1 protein-coding gene is annotated in these 634 nt (G+C 39.6%); it reads left to right on the top strand.

The genetic code is table 11. The features are described 5' to 3' along the window. Positions 1-634: Mu transposase domain-containing protein (locus tag ACHABW_RS25935; protein WP_435759925.1), on the top strand; the 634-nt coding region annotated here is incomplete at both ends.

The raw sequence follows: 634 nt of genomic DNA, 5'->3' as shown, positions 1-634 counted from the left end.
TTTTAGTAACTCCTTTTATTTTCAAGTATTTCCTTCGGAAAATACAGAATGTTTACTTGAAGGCTTACAACGTATATTTCGTCATATCGGTGGTGTTCCAACTACTGTTCGATTCGATAACTTATCTCCCGCGGTTTCGAAAATAATGGGCAAAGGAGAACGGAAACTGACTGATACATTCGAACGGTTTGTCTTACACTACGGTTTCCAATATGAATTTTGTAATCCAGGGAAGGGAAATGAAAAAGGTCACGTAGAAGCGATGGTTAAATACGTGCGGAACAATTTTCTTTTGCCTGAATGTACGGTGGCTAACTTAGATCACTTTAATAAGACGGTTTGGAGTTGGGCAGAGGAAGACCGACATCGTGTGCATTATAAAAAGCAGGTACTTCAATCAGAGTTATATAAAGAAGACCAACGTAGGTGGCTCCACCTTCCTGAGAAAGATTTTGAATGTGCTTATTATCAGGAAATGAAGGCTGATAAGTATGGGATCGTGAGCGTGGATAATAAGGAATATTCCACCTCGCCGAGGTTTGCAAGACAAAGAGTAAAAACACGTCTTACCTTTAATACTGTCGTGGTATTAAATGAAGACAATGAACCGATCGTTACGCATTCTCGACTGTAC

The sequence above is a fragment of the Salipaludibacillus sp. CF4.18 genome, from assembly GCF_051262595.1.
GTDB lineage: Bacteria > Bacillota > Bacilli > Bacillales > Salisediminibacteriaceae > Salipaludibacillus > Salipaludibacillus neizhouensis.
This window is presented reverse-complemented; position numbering and strand designations above follow the sequence as displayed.